The organism is Paraburkholderia sp. BL18I3N2 (assembly GCF_003001875.1).
GTDB classification, from domain to species: domain Bacteria; phylum Pseudomonadota; class Gammaproteobacteria; order Burkholderiales; family Burkholderiaceae; genus Paraburkholderia; species Paraburkholderia phytofirmans.
Genome location: NZ_PVNC01000011.1, coordinates 83,235 through 95,993, shown reverse-complemented (window position 1 = coordinate 95,993; position 12,759 = coordinate 83,235). Strand labels below are relative to the sequence as shown.

Here is a 12,759-nt window from a genome sequence, read left to right as displayed (position 1 = left end):
AGCGCGGCCGCCACGACGGAGGACGCGTCCACGTCTCGTAAGACGCCCCGCCGCCGGCTCGGGCGCCCGCATGATTCTTATGCCTCGCTCGCCACGCGGCTGCGCGCGCGATATTCGGTTGGAGACAGCGCCATGCGCTTGCGGAAAATCTTCGCGAGACGATCGCCGTTGCCCGTACCGCTGCGCCGGGCGATCTTGTCGACCGGCAGTTCGGTCTCGGTGAGGAAGTTGCAGGCAATGCGCAGGCGAACCTGCAACAGATAGTCCGACGGCGTGACCTGCATTTCATGCTTGAAACGCCGCAGAAAATTGCGCTCGCTCATCGCCGCGACCTGCGCGGCGTCCGCCACCGAAACCGGACGGTCGCAATTGGCCTCCATCCAGCGCGCCGCAGCGCGGATCTTCTCAGCCACGCTGAGCGTGCCGCCTTCTGCCGGCAACGGCACCCAGGTGGCCGCCATGCCGGGCATCACACGGTCGGCGACACTGCGGGCAAGCTCGGCACCGAGGTCGCGTTTGATAAACATGAGCGCGCTGCGAGCGCAGTCGTTACGGTCGTTGGACGCGTTGAGCGCGGACTCACCCGTAACGCTGCTGAGATAGCGGTTCACCTGTGGTCCGTCGCTATCCGTCGGGCCGGCCGCTTCCAGCACGAGCCGCCCTTCACCGATCGTTTCGATTGCACGTGTGCGCGATTGCACCGAGCGCAGCCAGCCAAGCACCCGCTCGTCGCGCGCGGCCACATGCGCGCCGTACCCGCCCGCGATGAACAGCACGTCGAAACCGCTGGCAAAGCGCGCGTCGATACGGTCAGTCCAGATGCGCGCGGAAGAAGAACTGGCGACGCTGCCGCCGTCCATGGAAAGGAATTGCACTTCGTAAGGCTGCTCTTCACCGGCGCGCGAACCCGAGAGTTCGTTCGCGGTCTGGAACATTTCCACCACCGTGCCTGGGCCGAGCAGCCAGAAGCCGTCGAACAGCAACACGCCGATTCGCCGCGTTGCACTACGCACGTTCAGCGTGGGCGTATGTAACCAGGTGATCCTCGCAGTATCAAGGTGCATGTGCGGCATTATATTTCCCCAAACTGTCGTACATTGTGGACCCCGATCGCCGTTAGCAGCCAGTATGGGCGGAATGATTATTGCCAGCAGAAATCGCGGCAAGCCACTTAACGGATTAAGCGTGATGGTAACGGAATGGCTCGCTATAGTAAATTTGAAAAACAAATTACTATCGAGAAACAGAATGTATGAAGAAAACCGTTATCCTGCGTTTGATATGAGAAGAACGGGACAGCGGCGCGCCACGGTAACGCGTACCGGGACTATTTCGGCATCTTGCCGCTAAACGGCTACCAGAGCGGCTCTTCAGCCATAGACGACGGCGTCCAGGCGTGCCGGATAGCATCCAGTTTATGACCCGCGTATGGCGAAGCGGCATCCAAAAGTGTTTCAAACTTGAACTACAAACCTCGCAGATAATGACCATTCAATAGCCGTTTTATTCGCAAAGCGGGAATTTATCGAGTACCCGGCGCAATCAGACTGCATTTAACGAATCGGTCGCCATTAATCATTTCTAAACGCATTTCTCGAACATCTAAAAATGTTTCTATATTGAAACATTGGCGGTTTTATACGTATGAACAATCTGTGCACGCAGTGCACAATAACTCTAACGTCGGAGGATTGAATGTTTGCCACGCCCTTGCTGCGTCGGCACAGTCAGGTGCCTTTCAAGTTGCGCGGCCAGCGCCTAACCGTGCCGGGCAGCGCAGCGCGCCGCCGGTCACGGAGAAGCTATCAGTAAGCTCAAACTGTCGGCGATTCGTCGAACGATTTGCGTTCGATCGCGGTCGCGGTACTGCGCGTCCGCCGCTCCGCGCGTTTGCGATGCAGTTCCGCCAAACGCCGCCGTCCGTGCGTGAGCGATGCGACCGCATGGAACGCGACCGGCGCGAACACCAGCCCAAACAGCGTGGCAGCCAGCACCCCACCGAACACGCCGGTGCCGATCGAGCGGCGGCTTTCGGCACCCGCGCCGCTCGATACCACGAGCGGCACGACGCCCAGCAGAAACGCCGCCGAGGTCATCACGATCGGCCGGAAGCGCGCGCCCGCGGCTTCGGTCACCGCGCGCGTCAACGGCATGCCGCGCTGGTATAGATCGCGGGCGAACTGCACGATCAGAATCGCGTTCTTCGCCGCGAGGCCGATCACCGTGATCATGCCGACCTTGAAGTACACGTCGTTAGGCATGCCACGCAACAACACCGCCGCAACCGCGCCGATCATGCCGAGCGGCACGACCATCAACACGGCAAGCGGAATCGTCCAGCTTTCGTAGAGCGCGGCCAGCGCCATGAACACCGCCAGCAACGAGAGGCCGATTAACAGCGGCGTGAGTTTCGCCGCCGCGGTTTCCTCGCGTGCCGCATCGACCCAGTCATAGCTCACGCCGACCGGCAACGATGCCGCAAGCCGCTCAAGCTCCGCCATGGCCGCGCCGGAGCTGTAGCCGGGCGCCGCGTGGCCGCTCACATCGAGCGACGGATAGCCGTTGTAGCGCGTCAGCATCACCGGGCCGATCGTCCATTGACGCGTTGCGATGGCCGAGAGCGGCACCATGCCGCCCGTCGAGTTGGGCACGGAGAGCGCGAGCAGATCGTCTTCGGTCATGCGCGTGGCGGCGTCGGCGGCGATCATCACGCGGCGCATGCGGCCGCCGGCCGGGAAATCGTCGATATAGGTCGAGCCGAAGGTACTGCCCAGCACGTCCGCGATTCGATCGAACGACACACCGAGCGCGTAAGCCTTCGCGCGATCGACGATAAGCTCGACGCGCGGCGCGTCAGGCAGATCTTCCGAGTGCACCGAGGCCAGCACCGGACTCGCCTTGGCTTGCGCAAACAGTTGCTCGCGCGCGGCCTTCAGCGCGTCGAGCCCCACTCCGCCGCGATCTTCGAGGCGGAACACGAAACCGTCGGAATGTCCGAGTCCCGGCACCGAAGGCGGTAATTGCGCCTCGACGTTGCCGTCCAGAATCTTGTCGAACTTTGCGTTGAGCCGGTCGCGCAGGGCCAGTGCATCGATATCGCGCTTGCCCCAGTCCTTGAGTTCGACGAATCCCATCGCGACGTTCTGACCACTGCCCGAAAAGCTCCAGCCGATCACACTCGTGACGTTCGCGATAGCGGGCTCGGCATGGAGAATCTTTTCCGCGCGTTGCACCACGGCCAGCGTGCGGGCCTGGGTGGCGCCCGCGGGCAATTGCACCATGACCTGCAACTGGCCTTCGTCCTCGCTTGGCAGGAAACCGCCGGGCATCTGCCAGTAGAGCACGCCGCACGCGCCGACCAGCACTGCGTACACGGCGAGCATCGGTCCGATGCGGCGCAACGTCCGAGCGGTCAAGCCGCGATAACCACGCGCGGCGCGATCGAAGCCGGACGTGAAGCGGCTTGCCGCACGCGCCGCGAAACCCAGAACGCCGCGGCGCGCATCGCGTTGACGCACCGATTGCGTGTGCGCCTTCAGCAGATTCGCGCACAACGCGGGCGTCAACGACAAGGCCATGAACGACGACACCAGCATCGACGCGATCATCGCCACCGCGAATTGCCGATAAATCCCGCCGACGCCACCGGGAAAGAACGCCATCGGCACGAACACTGCCGTCAACACCGCCGTCACGCCGACAATCGCGCCGCCGATCTGCGACATCGCCTTGCACGTGGCCTCGCGTGGCGGCAAGCCCTCTTCTTCCATGACGCGATGCACGCTCTCCACCACCACGATCGCGTCGTCGACGAGAATGCCGATGGCGAGCACGAGGCCGAACATCGTGAACACGTTGATCGACAGACCGCACGCATACATGGCGAGAAACGCGCCCATCAGCGTGACCGGAATCACTACGGTGGGCACCAGCGTATAGCGCAGATCGCGCAGGAACAGCCACATCACGAAGAACACCAGCACTACCGCTTCCGCGAGCGTGACGAGCACCTCGTGAATGGCGATCTTCACGAAGTGCGCGTTGTCGAACGGGATTTCGATGGCGACGCCCGAGGGCAAACCTTTCGCCAGCTCGGCAAGCCGCGCGCGAATCGCGTTCGACGTTTCGAGCGCGTTGCCGCGCGGCCCGAGTTGAATCCCGACCGTTGCCGCAGCCTTGCCGTTCAGGCGCGAATAGTACGAGTAGTTGTCACGCCCGAGTTCGACGCGCGCGACGTCGCGCAGGCGCACAGCCGAGCCGTCCGGCCGAGCCTTAAGCACGATCTGGCCGAATTCGGCCGGCGAGATCAACTGGCCTTTCACGCTCACCGAGGCTGTCAATTGCTGGCCCGGCACGAACGGCGCGTCGCCGAGCGTGCCCGCCGTCACGGTCGCGTTCTGCGCGGCGATGGCGGCGTTCACCTCGGCGGCGCCGAGGCCGTATTCGCGCAGCTTCATCGGATCGAGCCAGATGCGCAGCGCTTCGTCGGCGTCCCAGAGTTGGGCCGAGCCGACGCCAGGCGCGCGCTTCAATTCGCGCAGTACGTAGCGGCTCAGATAGTCGCTCAATTGCACGGAGTCGCGCGTGCCGTCGGTGGACGCGAGCGCGACGAGCATCAGGAACGTGTTGGCCGCCTTGAACACGCTGATGCCCTGCTGCACGACCTGCTGCGGCAAACGCGGCTCGACCTGCTTGAGCCGGTTCTGGATGTCGACCAGAGCGAGATCCGGATTGGTGCCGGGCGCGAAGGTCGCGTCGATTTCGAGTTCGCCCAGGTTGTCGCTGGTCGTTTGGTAGTACAGCATATTGTCGGCGCCGTCGAGACTCTCCTCGATGATGCTGCCGACGCTCTCGTCCACGACTTCAGTCGACGCCCCCGGATACATGGCGGATATCACGATGCGCGGCGGCGCCAGGCGCGGATACTGCGCCACCGGCAGTTGCGGAATAGCCAGCGCGCCCGCCACGACAATGGCGAGCGCGACGATCCATGCGAAGACCGGGCGGTCGATGAAGAAAAATGGCACTCAATGAATCCGTTCAGATTGTCTGGAGGCGCGGTGCGTCGACGAGGCGCGCCATATGCAGCACGTCGGCCAGCACACCGTCACGCACGGCAAAACCGCGCGAACGGCCTTCTTCGACAAAGCCGAACTTGCGATACAGCGCGATGGCCGGCGCGTTGTCCGAAAACACCGTGAGGTCGATGCGGCGCAAACCGAGCGACGCGTCCGCGCAATCGATCAAGCCTTGCAAAAGCGCGGCGCCGACACCGCGGCGATGATACGCGTCGTGCACGGCGAGGCCTAAGTGGGCGCTGTGTGCGCGGCTCGACCGGTGCACCTCGAGACTGGCGTGGCCTACCACGCGTCCGTCGATAATCGCGCACACGTTCACGCCGCCTTTGAGGCGCCGCTCGTACCAGGCCGCGAGTTGCTCAGGACTGCGATAGCCGACCGACAGCGTGCCGCGCCGCACACCGGGCAAGCTCATGATCTCGGCGAACGCATCCATGTCCGACGATTCGAGCGCGCGCACCATAATACATTTGTAATGTGCGGCGTCGTCCGGCAACCTTGCTTCTTTCATGGTCTTATTCCGCTGCGAGATGGGCGGCCGAAGGCGGCGACATCCACGGCGCCGGCTCGCGCAACCGCGCCATGAAGTAACAGTCGATCAGCACGCCGCGACGCAATACGGCACCGCGCTGATGCGCTTCGATCTCGAAGCCGAACTTGCGGTAGAGCGCGAGTGCCGCGTGGTTATCGGTGTAGACATGCAACTCGACGCGGCGCAGGCCGAGCCAGTTGTCCGCCAGATCGAGCAGTTCGGCCATCAAGGCACGACCGATGCCGCGCCGCTGCCATGCGTCGTGCACGCCAATGCCGAGCGAGGCGGCATGCCCGCGGCGTCCCTTGAAAGGACTGAGGCTGGCCTGACCGACCAGCGTGTCGCCGACCGTCGCCGCGATCGCGATGCCAGGGGCCTCGAATTTTTCCAGGTGCTCGCGCGTGCTGGCAACGGTCCGAAACGGCATCTGCGGATTGCCGTTCATCGCCACGGGCAATTGCAGCATGGCGTGAAACTGTTCCGCGTCGGCCACGCGCAAAGCGCGCAGCGTCAGGCCCTCGGGCAAGCTCTCAGGTTTTGATTTTGTTTTTTCGTGTTGATCCATAGGCTCATAACGTCAATTCGAATGACCTCACCAGAATGCCCGGCAATTGCATGCCGCCCGTGGCGCGCTCGCCCCACGTCGAATCGCTCAATAGCAGTTCCGCTTGCGCGCCCAGTTGTTCGAGTTCGCTGCCGAGCAAACGGTACAGGCTGTCGTCGAAACGCATGGCTTCGAGCGGCGCGACGATTTCTCCGTTTTCGACCCAGAACGTCGCGAAGCGCGTCATGCCGGTGAGGCGGCAATTCATGCGGTCCGAAAAGTTCACGTACCAGAGGTTGCCGATGTAGAGCCCGGTGCCGATCTTGGCGAGCACCTCCTCTTCCAGCAAGTCGCCCGCTTGCATCGAGAGCGCCGCCGGTGACTCGCTGGCCAGCGCGCCGTTCGGCGTCAAACCGTATTCGCGTGCGCTGCGTGCATTGGTCAGGCGTTCGGCACTGCGGCCGGCCTCGATCAACGGGACGCTGTCACGCAGATAGCCATCGTCGTTAAAGCCTGGCGTGATGCCGAGACCCAGATCTTCGCTGATCGTCACGCGCGGGTCGACTACGACTTCTCCCACATGCAGTTTGTACAGCTCGCTGCGCGAGCTCGCCTGAGCGCGAGCGGAAAAGCCGCTCCATGCGGTGACGCCGAGCAGTTCCGCGAGCGCGGCGGGCGCGAGATAGGAACGGTAACGTCCCGGCGCCAACGCGCGCGGCGTGCGCGCGAGCACCGCAAGACGCGTCGCGGCCTGCTCGACTTTGCCCGCGAACACGGCATCACTCCAGTCGTCGCCGGCGTAGGTGGTTTTGATCGCGCGGCCGCTCGGGTCGTACAACGACCAGCTGAAATTGAAGTTGTCCACCTCATACCAGCCGCGGCTGCCGTTCGTCGATGCGAAACCGCGCACGATGGTGCCGCCCGCATAGAAGCCCACGAAGTCGAGCCCTTGCGCGCATTCCGCGACGATGTGCGCGAGCCCATCAGGGTTCGGCAGCTTGCCGGAGCGCTGCGTGGTGCGCTGCCATTTCGACGTGTCGAACAGTAGATGCGGATCGTCCGCCGCATCGCGCAGACCTTCGCGCAAGGTGGCGAGCGTGGCGCTCACTTCATCGAGATCCTGTTGCAGATCGCCGCATACAGTCAGCGTGGAATAGGCCTGACGTGCGCCGTCGATCAGACGCAAGGTCAGCTTGCCTTGCGACACGCAGCCCGTCTGCCGCACCTTGCCGGAATTGAAACGAATGAAGTCGGACTGCTCGCCGGCAAATGAACTGAGCGTGGTTTCGCTTCCTTGCTGCAAGCGCTCGATCGCATCGGCGAGCAAAGTGAAATGCCGCTCCCAATCCACCGAGGTAGCCGCGCGCGAAGAGATGAACTGGCTCATCATGCGCCTCCGAACACGTCGATGTTGCTGAACACGCAAGCCGGCGACGCATGACCGACGCGAATGATCTGCGCCGGTTCTCCCTTGCCGCACATGGACGTGCCATATACTTCGCGCGTGGCCGCGTTGCCCACCGCACTCAGGCTGCGCCAGAAATTCGCGGAAATACCGCGGTAGTTCGGCTGTTTGACGACTTGCGTGAGCTTGCCGTTTTCGATCAACTGGCCGAACTCGCAGCCGAACTGGAATTTGTTGCGATGGTCGTCGATCGACCAGGAGGTGTTGGTGCGCATCAGAATGCCGTGGTCGATATTGCCAATCATCTCCTCCAGCGAACTCTCGCCGGGTTCGATATTCAGATTCGCCATGCGGTCGATCGGCGGCCGGTTCCAGTTCGACGCACGCGAATTCGCGACGCCAGGCATGCGCGCACGCTGCTGTGACAATGCGCCGCCGAGCGGACGTTCTAGCACGCCGTTGCGAATCAGATACTGCTTGTGCGCTTCGGTGCCGTCGTCGTCGAACGCGTAGGCCGCGGCTTCTTCGCGCAGCGACGGATCGAAGGTGACGTTCAGCAATTCCGAGCCGTAGCGATACGAACCGAACATATCCTGCTTGACGAAGCTCCAGCCCGCGAAGTTGCGTTCATCGCCGAGAATGCGATCCAGTTCGAGCGGATGACCGATTGATTCGTGAATCTGCAGCATCATCTGGTCAGGCATCAGCAACAGATCGCGCTTGCCGGATGGACAATTCGGCGCGGCCAGCAATTGCAGCGCTTCGTTAGCGACGCGCGCGCCCGAGCCTTCGAAGCCGAAGCGCGCCAGCACTTCCACGCCGCCCTGGCCGAGCGTGCCGTAGTTGCCGCCCAGCGTGCGGACTTGCGTATCGCCGTTCGCGTGCGCCGCGACGCTCAATTGCGGCATCACGAAACGGAACTGCTGGTCGATCCGTACACCGTCGCCGGTGATGTAAAGCTGATCGGTGTGCGTGATCTGCACCGCCGCGACACGTTCGACAATTTTTGCGTCGAGGTTCGCGCCCGCGCATTCCGCGCTGAGAAGCTCGAGCCATTCGGCGCGGCTCGGCAATGCGCGTTGCGCATTCGGCGACACGTAGCGGCCGCTCGCAACCGGACGGGCGACTTCGCGATGGTCGATCAGCGACAAGGCCGCGCTCGCCTCAGCGCGTGCGGTTGCCATATCGAGCGCCGCCTGCAAACCGGCCGCCGAGAGGTTCGCGGTCGCGGCATAACCCGCGCCGGCGCCCACCCACGCGATCAACATCGCGCCGCGATCGCGCACCGTACGCAGCGGTTGTGCGATGTCGTTGCGGATCTCGTGGTCGTCGATCTGTTCGTCGACAATGCGCAGCGACCAGAACGCCGCGCGGCTCTTCAGCGTTTGGGCAGCCTGTGCCCAACGTTCGTCAATCATTGGCGTGCCCTGTATGAGTCGTGCCGGCGCCCGGCTCCGGCACGTTGAGCGACGAGGCCAGCAGCGACTGGGTATAAGGATGCGTCGGCGCATGCAACACATCGAGTGTGTTGCCGGCTTCGACGATGCGTCCCGACTTCATCACGATCACGCGATGCGCCATGGCTCGCATCACCGCCAGATCGTGCGTAATGAACAAATAGCTTAGCTTGTACTTTTTCTGCAGATTTGTCAGCAGATTCAGCACCTGTTTCTGGATCGACACGTCGAGCGCGCTGGTCGGCTCATCGAGCACGATCAATTCCGGCTCGACGGCCAGTGCGCGCGCAATCGCAATACGTTGACGCTGGCCGCCGGAGAACTCATGCGGATAGCGCAGCATTGCGTCGGCGGGCATGCCGACTTCTTCGAGCAGGCTGCCGACGCGCACGCGCCGTGCCTTCGCATCCACTTCCGGCCGATGCACGGCCAAACCCTCGCCGATGATCTGCTCCACCGTCATGCGCGGCGACAGCGAGCCGAACGGGTCCTGAAACACGACTTGCATGCGCGAATACAGCGCGCGGCGTGAAGTCGCCGTCTTGAGCGTGGAAAGCGGCAGGCCGTCGATATGGATATGACCTGCGGCCGGTTGTTGCAGGCCGAGCACGGTGGCCGCCAAGGTCGATTTTCCCGAACCCGATTCACCGACAATGCCGAGCGTTTCGCCGCGCCGCACGCTCAGGTCGACGTCATGCACCGCGCGAAACGTGGAGCGCCCAAACATGGACCGCCAGCCTTTCGCCGACGTGCGGTAATCGACGGCCAATCCTTGCACTTCGAGCAGCCGGCGCGCGCCGTCCTCGACCGGCTCGACCGCGCGTTGCGGATCGCTGTCGAGCAGCCGCCGCGTGTACGGATGCTGTGGACTCGCGAATAACGCCTCGGTCGTATTGGTTTCGACCAGCACGCCCTTCTCCATCACCGCGACGCGCTGCGCAAAACGTTTCACCAGATTCAGGTCGTGCGTGATCAACAGCACAGCCATGCCGCGTTCGGCCGCTTCCTGTTCCTGCAACGAAATCAACAGGTCGACGATCTGCTGGCGCACGGTCACGTCGAGCGCCGTGGTCGGTTCGTCGGCGAGCAGCAAACGCGGACGACACGCGAGCGCCATGGCGATCATCGCGCGCTGCCGCTGGCCGCCGGATAATTGGTGCGGAAAACTGTCGATGCGCCGCTCCGGCTCGGGAATGCCAGTGCGTCTGAGCAACTCGATACCGCGCTCGCGCGCCGCATTCGGCCGCAAACCTTCGTGCAGACGCAGGCTCTCGGCGATCTGCTTGCCGATCGTGAAGAGCGGATTGAGCGCCGTCATCGGTTCCTGAAACACCATCGCGACGTCGGCGCCGCGCAGGCCACGCATCTGCTGCTCGGTTTTCTGCAGCAGATCTTCACCATCGAGCAACATGCGGCCGCTCAATTCGGCATGCTCGACAAGCCGCAGAATGGACAGCGCGGTGACGCTCTTGCCCGAACCCGATTCGCCGACAAGAGCCACGCGCTCGCCGCGTTCGATGGAAAGGCTGAGTTCGTGCACGGCGACCTTGTCGCCGAAACGCACGGAGAAACGGTCGATTTCCAGCAACGGCCGAGCAATCGGTGCCTGAGTGGCGGTCATCGCGGACCTCCGCCGAAAGCGGAACCACGTGAGCGCGTATCCAGCGCGTTGCGCAAAGCGTCGCCCATGAATGTCAGCAACAGTAGCGTAATCACCAGCGCGGCAAACGCCGACATCGAGATCCACCACGCGTCGAGATTGTTCTTGCCTTCCTGCAGCAGTTCGCCGAGGCTCGGCGTCGGCGGCGGCACGCCAAGGCCGAGAAAGTCGAGGCTGGTCAGTGAGAGAATCGCGGCGCTCATGCGGAACGGCAGGAAGGTAATCACCGGCGTCAAACTATTCGGCAAAACATGACGCCACATGATCTGCCAGTTAGTAAGGCCCATGGTGCGGGCCGCCTTGACGTAATCGAGCGAACGGTTGCGCAGAAATTCGGCGCGCACGTAATCGGACAGCACGAGCCAGCCGAACATCGACAGCAGAATGAAGAGCAGCCACAACGTGGGCTCGAAGATCGATGCGAAAATAATCAGCAGGTACAGGTCGGGCATCGAACTCCAGATTTCAATCAGGCGCTGGCCGATCAGATCGGTTCGTCCTCCGTAAAATCCCTGCACCGCGCCCGTCAGCACGCCGACCACCACACCGGACACCGTGAGCGCCAGCGCCATCAGCACCGACAAGCGGAAGCCGTACAGCAGCCGTGCCAGCACGTCGCGCCCGAACTGATCCGTGCCGAGCCAGTTGCTCGCGGTGGGCGGTGCCGGATACGGATGCGCGGCGAAATAGTCGATCGTGTCGTAGTGAAAATGGTTCGGCGGATAAATCGCGAAGTTGCCGTTCGATTCGAGCCGCGAGCGGATATACGGATCGAGGTAATTGGCACGCGCCGGGAAATCGCCCCCGAATAGCGTCTCCGGATAGTCCTTCACGATCGGGAAGTAGTAATGCCCGTCGTAACGGACGAGTAGCGGACGGTCGTTGGACAACACCTCGCCCAGTAGGCTGATGGCGAACAGCGACACGAAGATCACGAGGCTCCAGTAGCCCAGACGCTGCTGCCGGAAACGCAGCCACGTACGCCGCCACGGAGACGGCGACGCCGCGTGCGCCGCGCCCGCCGCGTCAGCGGTCCAGGCGGTTGAATTGGATGCGGGGGTCGACGAGGACATAGCAGACGTCAGCAATGAGTTTGGTTACGAGGGCAATCAGCGTGAACAGAAACAGCGAACCGAGTACGACCGGATAGTCACGGCGAATCACGGAGTCGTACGACAGTTGGCCCATGCCGTCGAGCGAGAATAGCGTTTCGATCAGCAGATTGCCGTTCAGAAACGCGCCGGCAAAGGCGGCCGGCAAACCGGTCAGCAGCGGAATCGCGGCATTGCGCAGCACGTGTTTCCACAGCACGTCACGCTCTGGCGCACCTTTCGCGCGCGCGGTCAGCACATACTGCCGGCCGATTTCCTCGAGGAACGTGTTCTTGGTCAGAATGGTGACGATGGCGAAGTTGCCCACCACCGAGGCCGTGACCGGCAGCACGATGTGCCACAGATAGTCGAGCACTTTGCCGAACGCACTGAGATCGTTGAAGTTATCCGACGTGAGGCCGCGCATCGGAAACACCTGCCAGAATGTGCCGCCGCCGAACAACATCAGCAGCAGTACGCCCAGCACGAAACCAGGAATTGCATAGCCGGCGAGCACCAGCACGCTCGTGACCGTATCGAAGCGTGAGCCGTTGCGCACCGCTTTCGCGATCCCCAACGGCACCGATATCAGATAGGTGAGCAACACCGTCCATATGCCAAGCGTAATCGACACCGGCAGCTTCGATTTGATGACGTCCCACACGCTGTCGTGCTGATAGTAGGACTGGCCGAGATCGAACATCGCGTAGCGCTTGAGCATCAGCAGATAGCGCTCCAACGGCGGCTTGTCGAAGCCGAACTGTTTCTTGATCTGCTCGATCTGCTGCGGATCGACGCCCTGGCTGCCGTGATAACCGCCGCCGCCCGCCCCCGCCTCTCCGCCACGGCCAGCGCCGTGGCGGAGTTGCGTCATCACCTGTTCGACCGGCCCACCCGGCACGAACTGCGTGACGACAAAGGTCAGCGTGACCACGCCGAGCAGCGTCGGCACCATCAATAACAAGCGTCTGAGAATGTAGGCAAGCATGCTG

The 12,759-nt window shown here is 62.9% G+C and carries 9 protein-coding genes; all 9 read right to left on the bottom strand.

All coding sequences use genetic code 11. The annotated features are described in order from the left end of the window. Positions 1 to 77 precede the first annotated feature (77 nt). The 9 genes from B0G75_RS25605 to B0G75_RS25565 all read right to left on the bottom strand — a co-directional run bounded on the left by B0G75_RS25605 (position 78) and on the right by B0G75_RS25565 (position 12,755). Positions 78 to 1,073, bottom strand: a complete 996-nt coding sequence (locus tag B0G75_RS25605) for a GlxA family transcriptional regulator (RefSeq protein ID WP_106312152.1) — start codon at positions 1,071 to 1,073, stop codon at positions 78 to 80. A 741-nt stretch (positions 1,074 to 1,814) separates the two neighbouring features. Next, entirely contained in the window at positions 1,815 to 5,027 is a 3,213-nt protein-coding gene (locus tag B0G75_RS25600; RefSeq protein ID WP_106312149.1) for a multidrug efflux RND transporter permease subunit, read from the bottom strand. Positions 5,028 to 5,040: 13 nt separating this feature from the next. Next, entirely contained in the window at positions 5,041 to 5,589 is a 549-nt protein-coding gene (locus tag B0G75_RS25595) for a GNAT family N-acetyltransferase (RefSeq protein WP_106312146.1), read from the bottom strand. Between the two features lie 4 nt (positions 5,590 to 5,593). After that, complete coding sequence (locus B0G75_RS25590) at positions 5,594 to 6,175, bottom strand: GNAT family N-acetyltransferase (RefSeq protein ID WP_106312143.1); 582 nt, start codon at positions 6,173 to 6,175, stop codon at positions 5,594 to 5,596. A gap of 4 nt (positions 6,176 to 6,179) precedes the next feature. Continuing rightward, positions 6,180 to 7,541: a TldD/PmbA family protein gene (locus B0G75_RS25585; protein ID WP_106312140.1), complete on the bottom strand. Its 1,362-nt coding sequence runs from the start codon at positions 7,539 to 7,541 to the stop codon at positions 6,180 to 6,182. Then, positions 7,541 to 8,977, bottom strand: a complete 1,437-nt coding sequence (locus tag B0G75_RS25580; RefSeq protein WP_106312137.1) for a TldD/PmbA family protein — start codon at positions 8,975 to 8,977, stop codon at positions 7,541 to 7,543. The genes B0G75_RS25585 and B0G75_RS25580 overlap by 1 nt, the downstream gene beginning before the upstream one ends. Beyond that, a complete protein-coding gene (locus tag B0G75_RS25575; RefSeq protein WP_106312134.1) occupies positions 8,970 to 10,637 on the bottom strand; it encodes an ABC transporter ATP-binding protein in 1,668 nt (555 codons plus the stop codon). Before B0G75_RS25575 ends, B0G75_RS25580 begins: the two co-directional genes overlap by 8 nt. After that, positions 10,634 to 11,749: an ABC transporter permease gene (locus B0G75_RS25570; protein ID WP_106312131.1), complete on the bottom strand. Its 1,116-nt coding sequence runs from the start codon at positions 11,747 to 11,749 to the stop codon at positions 10,634 to 10,636. Before B0G75_RS25570 ends, B0G75_RS25575 begins: the two co-directional genes overlap by 4 nt. Then, on the bottom strand, positions 11,703 to 12,755 hold the full coding sequence (locus B0G75_RS25565; protein WP_106312128.1) for a microcin C ABC transporter permease YejB: 1,053 nt from the start codon (positions 12,753 to 12,755) through the stop codon (positions 11,703 to 11,705). The genes B0G75_RS25570 and B0G75_RS25565 overlap by 47 nt, the downstream gene beginning before the upstream one ends. Positions 12,756 to 12,759 lie beyond the last annotated feature (4 nt).